Genomic DNA, 633 nt, shown 5'->3' on the forward strand with positions numbered 1-633 from the left:
CCAGTAAGACCCGTGGCTCCCGTGACTCCTGTTGTTCCCGTTCCGGTTGCGCCTGTCGCACCTGTTACCCCAGTAAGACCCGTTGCTCCCGTAGCTCCTGTTGTTCCCGTTCCGGTTGCACCTGTCGCACCCGTTACTCCAGTAAGACCCGTGGCTCCAGTAGCTCCGGTTGTTCCCGTTCCGGTTGCGCCTGTCGCACCCGTTACCCCAGTAAGACCCGTTGCACCAGTAGTTCCCGTTGCACCTGCCACTCCAGTTACACCCGTTGAACCCGTTGCTCCGGTAGCTCCAGTTATTCCTGTTCCGGTTTCGCCTGTCACGCCTGTTGCACCCGTAGCCCCTGTCGTACCGGTGGCCCCAGTCGTTCCCACTCCTGTTGCACCTGTTACCCCAGTTACACCAGTAAATCCTGTGACTCCCGTGGCGCCGGTTGTTCCTGTCCCCGTTGCTCCGGTCTCACCTGCTGCACCAGTAAGACCCGTGGCTCCAGTAGCTCCGGTTGTTCCCGTCCCAGCGGCTCCTGTCTCTCCAGTTACACCAGTAAGACCCGTGGCTCCGGTAGCCCCGGCGACTCCTACTCCGGTTGCGCCGGTTTCACCAGTAAATCCTGTTACACCAGTTGCTCCTGTAGCC

Annotated in this window: 1 protein-coding gene; it reads right to left on the reverse strand. The window is 60.7% G+C overall.

From position 1 onward, the window contains the following. Window positions 1–633, reverse strand: a 633-nt coding sequence (locus DC345_RS31145; RefSeq protein ID WP_181586804.1) for a hypothetical protein, incomplete at both ends; no start/stop codon positions are given.

It is taken from the genome of Paenibacillus taichungensis (genome assembly GCF_003287275.1).
In the GTDB taxonomy this organism is placed as follows: domain Bacteria; phylum Bacillota; class Bacilli; order Paenibacillales; family Paenibacillaceae; genus Paenibacillus; species Paenibacillus taichungensis_A.